This is a genomic window from Chlorogloea sp. CCALA 695 (assembly GCF_003003885.1).
Taxonomy (GTDB): Bacteria; Cyanobacteriota; Cyanobacteriia; order Cyanobacteriales; family Chroococcidiopsidaceae; genus Aliterella.
In genome coordinates this window covers 1-2,252 of the sequence record NZ_PVWN01000156.1, presented here as the reverse complement: position 1 = coordinate 2,252, position 2,252 = coordinate 1, and the positions used below count along the sequence as shown (strand labels likewise).

Genomic DNA, 2,252 nt, shown 5'->3' with positions numbered 1-2,252 from the left:
TTGTTAGGGTCGAGGGGAAGTATTATCTTCCGCCCCTCCCTGTTAGATCCGGACGTGCGGCTTTCACCGCATCCGGCTCCCGATTCAATCAGGCATTGCCTTTGCTCATGTGTGTGTAATCATGGCAGCTTTCATGTAAGGCTTCCAAATTATTAAATTTCCAATTGTGGTGATTTCCGTCTATATGGTGCAAGTGAACTCGCTCATCAGATGTAGTCTTATACCCACATTTGGCACATGAATGGTTTTGTCGTTTTAAGATTTTAGAGGTAATACCGTCATAGAGCTTACTATTACGTTCGCTCCAATAGGTCAAATCGCCGTCATAGGGTGATTTATTCCCTTTAACCTTGATGTGTTTGTTTTCGGAGTAAGGGACTGCTGGAAAGGCTTGGTCTAACAATTTCTTGCTAGAGTGGCGATTCTGTTTAGGTTCCTTGTTAAATACCTTGAACGCTCTGTTTTGAATGTGGTACAGCGAAAATCGTGACGAGTCCATTTTGCAGTAGCGGTGGTAGTTCCTCCAACCTCTAACTATTGGTGCAAGCTTTTCGGCTTTCACCTTAGCGCCATAGTTTGAGTTGTTAACGATGTGTTTTACTTTCCTACGAAAAGCTTTAAAGTTATCCACTGAAGGGACGCATCTAAATTTTTCGTTGTTCTGCACTTTAAAGTGCCAGCCGAGAAAATCAAAACCATCTGTCGTAGCGGTTAGCTTAGTTTTCTTTTCACTTACCTTTAATCCTCGTTCTGCTAAAAATTGACTAATGCGCTTTAGTGTTTCCTCAGCGTCGTCTTGGGGTCGAAGAATTATTACCATATCGTCCGCGTAGCGGATTGATGGCTCTTTTACTCTCCCCCTGGCATCTTTGCATCTGTGGATGCTTTCGATACCATTTAAGGCAATGTTGGCAAGTAATGGGCTAACGACTCCACCCTGTGGCGTTCCTTGTTCAGGAAATCCTGGGTTCACCCCTGATTTAAGACAGCGAAAAATGCCTGTCTTAATGCCTAAAGGGGCAAGGAGTTGTTCCATGATGGATGAGTGGTTAATCCGGTCGAAGCATTTTTCAATATCCAGTTCTATGACTCGCTTATTTTTCCCATTACAGTGTGAGCGAAGGTTGTCGAATAGGTACTTCTGAGCATCATGTGCCGAGCGACCCGTCCGAAACCCGTAGCTCCGAGCATGGAAAGTTGCTTCGTGGGCGGGTTCTAAGGCGTATTTTGCGAGGCATTGCCAAGCTCTGTCCGCAATAGTTGGGACTTTTAGCATTCGCATCGTTCCGTCCTTTTTCGGGATGGGAATTTCGCGTAGCTTGTTATGTTTCCATGTGTTAACGTTTTCCTTAAGTGATGAGCTTAAGGTGAAGCGTTCCTCAAAGGTGAGGGATTCTACACCGTCAACCCCCGCCGTTTTCTTACCAGCATTTAGCTGAGTTATTTGGCGAATAGCCAGAAATCTTGCAGCCTTTGACTTCAAGATAAGTTTCTGGAGATACTTCGCTTTGCGCTTGTCTCCAACATTCACTGCTTTCCACACTCGTTTTTGCAAGCGAAATAAGTTCCTCCGAAATTTCTTCCAGGGTAGATTCTTCCAAAGTTCACTAGCGTTTTCGCTGTGTCTAACCATGCTCTGCTCCAAAAAGTGTGTTCTTTGAACCTTGACCCAATTACGGGCGGCATCTTTTCGGATGAATTATTCACCCGAAAAATGCCTTGTCATCCTACCCAGTCTGCGGGATTCCGCTACTCGTCTAGCCTACTGGGGTTACGAAACCCTAGACCTAACAGACTGTTTTTATTCGTTCCTCAAGGTGATTGTTCGCTCCCTTAGATGGATTCAATTCATCCGCCAGAACCCCATACTCATGCCGTTATCATTAGAAAAAATGCGGCGGGATACCTATCTCTGGCGAGGTAAGGCTTTTGTATTTACGCCCTTTCCTAGAAATGGGATGCTTTTTTAGAATCTGTTTTCATCGTAGGAACCCCCTATTAGCGCCAGTGTCAGCCCGTAACGGCTGTCTGATTGCGCCCTGTTCCCAGCTTTGCTCTACCAATTTCCCCGTAGGTACTCCGAGTCGGTTCGGCGTGGGCAGGTAAGGAGTCACGTCTGAGTTTGACGGGTAGGGCTTTCACCTACATCATCCTTGAAGTTCAGCTAGACTTGGGAGTCTTGGCTGGGTTAGTTATGTACGGACTGATTACCGTGATTCACTAACCAACGAATCGCACTCTAATTGTTCTTG

3 protein-coding genes are annotated in these 2,252 nt (G+C 45.6%); 1 reads left to right on the top strand and 2 read right to left on the bottom strand.

Going from position 1 to position 2,252, the window contains the following annotated elements; all coding sequences use genetic code 11:
* Positions 1 to 88: 88 nt before the first annotated feature.
* Complete coding sequence (locus tag C7B70_RS25660) at positions 89 to 1,633, bottom strand: reverse transcriptase domain-containing protein (RefSeq protein WP_106371678.1); 1,545 nt, start codon at positions 1,631 to 1,633, stop codon at positions 89 to 91.
* 31 nt (positions 1,634 to 1,664) lie between these two features.
* On the opposite strand from C7B70_RS25660, the gene C7B70_RS26230 reads away from it, so the two are divergent.
* On the top strand, positions 1,665 to 1,970 hold the full coding sequence (locus C7B70_RS26230) for a hypothetical protein (RefSeq protein WP_146134188.1): 306 nt from the start codon (positions 1,665 to 1,667) through the stop codon (positions 1,968 to 1,970).
* 40 nt (positions 1,971 to 2,010) lie between these two features.
* Here C7B70_RS26230 and C7B70_RS28605 read toward each other — a convergent pair whose 3' ends face one another.
* Entirely contained in the window at positions 2,011 to 2,142 is a 132-nt protein-coding gene (locus tag C7B70_RS28605; RefSeq protein ID WP_255409389.1) for a hypothetical protein, read from the bottom strand.
* Positions 2,143 to 2,252: the final 110 nt, after the last annotated feature.